The organism is Pseudoalteromonas sp. SG45-5 (genome assembly GCF_014164085.1).
Taxonomy (GTDB): Bacteria; Pseudomonadota; Gammaproteobacteria; order Enterobacterales; family Alteromonadaceae; genus Pseudoalteromonas; species Pseudoalteromonas aliena.
Genome location: NZ_JACJEM010000106.1, coordinates 1 through 3,239 on the forward strand (window position 1 = coordinate 1; position 3,239 = coordinate 3,239).

2 protein-coding genes and 1 other RNA gene are annotated in these 3,239 nt (G+C 39.7%); 1 reads left to right on the plus strand and 2 read right to left on the minus strand.

Annotation, left to right across the window (positions count from 1 at the left end; genetic code table 11):
* Positions 1 to 606: 606 nt before the first annotated feature.
* An RNA gene (gene ffs, locus H5119_RS19745) (signal recognition particle sRNA small type) lies at positions 607 to 703 on the minus strand.
* 138 nt (positions 704 to 841) lie between these two features.
* Complete coding sequence (locus H5119_RS19750) at positions 842 to 1,735, minus strand: DUF3014 domain-containing protein (RefSeq protein WP_182703443.1); 894 nt, start codon at positions 1,733 to 1,735, stop codon at positions 842 to 844.
* A 238-nt stretch (positions 1,736 to 1,973) separates the two neighbouring features.
* On the opposite strand from H5119_RS19750, the gene H5119_RS19755 reads away from it, so the two are divergent.
* Positions 1,974 to 3,119: a patatin-like phospholipase family protein gene (locus H5119_RS19755; protein WP_182703444.1), complete on the plus strand. Its 1,146-nt coding sequence runs from the start codon at positions 1,974 to 1,976 to the stop codon at positions 3,117 to 3,119.
* Positions 3,120 to 3,239 lie beyond the last annotated feature (120 nt).

Consider the following 3,239-nt stretch of genomic DNA (forward strand, 5'->3'; position numbering starts at 1 on the left):
ATATGGGAGCAGTACAACTATACTGTATATAAAAACAGCACTATTATTGGTGGTAATATGAAAACACGTTCTCCATTTTTAAATTATATAGCCGATTATATGTTGGTACGTCAGTATTCATTACGTACAGTGGATATGTCTCTAAGATGGATTGCACCTTAATATCCATTTTCATAATAAGCGACATCCCGCCTCAATGAGAGACAACAAAGCCGAACGCTATTTATACCAATTTGCAATAATACTTGATCAATTTGAGGGCTTAAACCTGACGCTAACAGTGTTAAAAATTTCTGATATAGAACAACTAAATAACGAAATTTTGCCTTGTTATCAACAAGGTTTTCTTACCTCAAAATAGCTCACTTAATTAATCAGATTGGTATTAGAACATTGACTGCTAAAAAACATTGCACCACGTACACAAGCTTCGGTGCTCAATTAATTATGTTGACCCATCCTAATCACCCTTTGCAAGTGGCACTAAAATAAATCACTTATTTGATGCAATTAGTATTAAGGACGTTAATTTAAAAAGAATATATTTATGAAGAATATTAAATAAGATTTTAGCTATATCACCCAAATGAGGAATTTGGGTGGCAGTCTTACCAGCCACATCTCGGCACACACGTCACAAACTGTGGCTGCTCCCTTCCGGGCCTGACCAGGTTCGCCTGCTAGTGTTGCGAGAGGACCAATAAGACTACCATTGAGGGCCTTGGTTGGCGCGGGGGGATTATCTCTACTTTTGCTCTGTTATTCAAGGGATAATCTAAAAAGAAAGTGCGATTGCATACTTCATATACAATCGCGGTGCATTTAGCTATTTTTGTGCGTATTAATTGCTCTCTAACTGAGCTTTAATATTACGCAGTGCTGCTTTTACTTTTTTCATGTTCTCAGGACCCATGCGTAAAAGTTGTTTTTGAGCAGCAGGTAATTGCTCCCATTCTGAAAATGCATACTGATATGTTACCGAGTTACGAAGTAATGGTAAGTCGCCCTGGGGCTCTGGCGTATCGAGTAGTAAATCAATTGCGTCGGTTAGGGTTTGATTAAACTCATCATCGCCGTAACCTATTTCAGTGTATGCACTGTTAATAAGTGGTTTATATTCTTCGTACAAACGCACGGCTTGAGCTGCACTCATGCTGGTGAATACTTTTACATACGGTGTATAACGCTCATAGCTATTAGGATCAATCGTTAAAATATCCCCTTCAGTTACGCTAAAACTCTCTTCTGGTTTAATAACAGGTGCATGTTTTTTGGCGATTTTGCCTTGGGCAATGTTATCTATAAACACGACGCCACGGCGAATTACATCGTCGGTTACCATTAAACTCATTACTGGGTCGCTAAAGTACTCGTCAATTTTAGTCACAACAACCGTGTCACTTTCATTAAGTGCTGGGAGTGGCTTTACGATTGGTTTAGTTTCAGTCTCAGGTTCAGCTACAGACTGCGCAGGCACTTCAAGTTCAGCTGGTTTATCTGATTTTACAGAAAATGTGCCCTGATCAACGTCTTGAGCATTTTCTGGTTTAAGTTCCAGTATTGGGTGTTCTTTAACTGGCGGCTCGACTTTGGTGCGCGTTACTTGCTCATCGTTTGGTTTGAGCAATATAAAGGCAGCCGCGCATGCTACGACTATTAAAATAATAACGGCGAAAAGAAGGTTGTTATTCGGTGGACGTTTTTGAACATCTGACGCTTCTGGTTTATCTGACATACGAACTCCATAAAAATAAAAATGCGGTGTCACTTAGAGTGCGCTAAGTGGATTAAATTCATTCTACCAACAATACTAATGGCATTTAATACAAAATCGTTTAGCGAATGAAAAATACCCGCTAAAGCCCTTGGTATTTAATGTAATTAGTATAAAAGTAGTTATCCTTTGATTCTTCTAGCTTAAAGACTTACAGTTAATAAATAAAGTAAAGACGTAGAACAGTTTAACCACCAATATGAAAATCAAGCAAGTTGATCCAAAAAAACCAAAAATAGCCTTATTACTAACAGGTGGCGGCGCTCGTGCAGCTTATCAAGTTGGCGTACTAAAAGCGCTTGCTCATAGCATGCCACGCACCGCGCCATTACCGTTTAGAGTTATAAATGGCACCTCTGCAGGGGCAATTAACTCTGCTGCATTAGCATGTTACGCTTCTTGTGCACATTTAGCAGTGAGGAAACTTGAATCTGTTTGGAAAAACTTTTCAACGTCTATGGTGTATAAAAGCGACTTTTTAAGTGTTTTTGGTCATATTGCTCGTAATATTTTAACGAGTTTTCAATCAGAGCATATTAATCACCCACCTGCGAGTTTGTTAAATAATCGTCCTCTTCGTGGCTTATTAAACGAGATATTAGATTTAAATCGAATTGAGCGTAACTTACATCGAAACTATTTAGATGCGTTATCGATCACAGCCTCCAGTTACACAACCGGTGACTCGGTGGCATTTTTTCAATCAAATACGCAAGCACCTTGGCAACGCGCTAAACGAGAAGGACGTGCAACACGTATTAACGTTGAGCATTTAATGGCATCAAGTGCTATTCCAATGGTATTTCCAAGCGTAAATATTTATAACCACTATTTTGGCGATGGCTCTATTCATCAACTATCCCCGCTTAGTCCGTCTATTCATTTAGGCGCTGAAAAAATATTTATAATTGGGGTAGATGAGCCAAAGGAGCAACATCCTCCTGGTTATTCAGCACATTACCCTGGCCTTTCTGCGGTCGCAGGGCATTTACTCGATAGTGTATTTACCGACACAATGCAGTCGGATTTAGAGCGTTTAGGCCGAGTAAACCGCACCTTAGGGCTATTACCCGCACGCGATAAACATCAAGAACTTAAACAAATTGAGGCGTTTGTAATTAACCCTTCGCAAAACTTCAATGCTATTGCAGCGCAGTATTACAACGATATGCCGTGGGCTATTAAAGTGCTGCTTAGAATAATCGGTGTGAAAAAGCATTCGCAATCGAGTTTAACCAGTTACTTATTATTCGAAAAGCGCTACACCCAGCACTTAATAAAAATAGGCTATGAAGATGGCATGGCAAAATTGCCTGAAATACGCCAATTTTTAGAATTAGACTAGGGCGTGTTGACCTTTGTGGATTGAAATTTGTTCAATCTAGGGGCGATTTAATCGCGGCGCGAGGTTTGTAATCGAGTGGGCTCGGTAACTGCTCCTGCGTTACTCTAATGGCTTACATCC

Excerpts from the sequence above, each read along its gene's own strand:
- H5119_RS19755 (WP_182703444.1), top strand. The coding sequence starts at position 1,974 with ATGAAAATCAAGCAAGTTGATCCAAAAAAACCAAAAATAGCCTTATTA.
- H5119_RS19750 (WP_182703443.1), bottom strand. The coding sequence starts at position 1,735 with ATGTCAGATAAACCAGAAGCGTCAGATGTTCAAAAACGTCCACCGAAT.